Raw genomic sequence first — 548 nt, forward strand, 5'->3', positions numbered from 1 at the left:
GGTGACGGCGCAGGTGGCCGCCGCGCATGCCTGGCCGGCGCTGTGTGGGCGGGTGGCGGTGATCGACGACGAGCGCCTGGTCGGCGAGTTCGTCTGCGAGCGTCTGGCCGGCTGGGGGCTGCACACGCGCCTGTGGTGCGACGCCGAGCAGGCCAGCGCGGAGCTGCTGGCCGATCCCTACGCCTGGGACCTGGCGATCATCGACCAGTGCATGCCGCGCCTGACCGGTCTGCAACTGGCGCGGCGCCTGCTGGCCGCCCGCGCCGATCTGCCGATCGCCCTCTATACCGGCTTCAGCGAGCGTCTCGAGGAGGCCGAGGTGCTGGCCCAGGGCGTGCGCGCGTTGCTGCACAAGCCGCTGGACCAGGGCCGCCTGTACGCCTGGCTGAGCGCCCAGCTGGCGGCTGATACCCGCTGATACTCAAGGCATACAAAGGCGCAGCACGGCGCCATCGTGGCGATACAGGGGCGCGGCAAGCTGGCCTCAGGGCTCGGCAACAGCCTGCAGCCCCCAACCACCACGAGGCAACATCCCATGAAACTCCCAT

The 548-nt window shown here is 70.8% G+C and carries 1 protein-coding gene; it reads left to right on the top strand.

From position 1 onward, the window contains the following. Positions 1-418, top strand: a 418-nt coding sequence (locus tag N878_RS25970; RefSeq protein ID WP_031304273.1) for a response regulator, incomplete at its 5' end; no start/stop codon positions are given. Between the last annotated feature and the right edge of the window lie 130 nt (positions 419-548).

This window comes from Pseudomonas sp. EGD-AK9 (assembly GCF_000465935.2).
In the GTDB taxonomy this organism is placed as follows: domain Bacteria; phylum Pseudomonadota; class Gammaproteobacteria; order Pseudomonadales; family Pseudomonadaceae; genus Aquipseudomonas.